At 64.4% G+C, this 225-nt stretch carries 1 protein-coding gene; it reads right to left on the reverse strand.

Translation table 11 applies throughout. From position 1 onward, the window contains the following. Positions 1 to 225 (reverse strand): AMP-binding protein (locus ACX4ZE_RS23525; RefSeq protein ID WP_480275656.1); only part of this gene is annotated, 225 nt, incomplete at both ends.

Genomic DNA, 225 nt, shown 5'->3' on the forward strand with positions numbered 1-225 from the left:
ATCCAGCACGAACACCCGCACATTCCCCACCGGACACCCGATCGGCACCGACACCCCCACCCCCACCCCGGCGGACAACACCAACGCCGTCGCATACACCGTCGTCTCGGTAGGGCCGTAACCATTGACAACACGCACCCCCGGCAACAAGGCCCTGGTCCGTTCCACGACCCGCAGTGGCAACGGTTCACCGATGAAGATGACGGTATCGGCGGTGATACGCAG

This window comes from Nocardia sp. TBRC8007 (genome assembly GCF_056629435.1).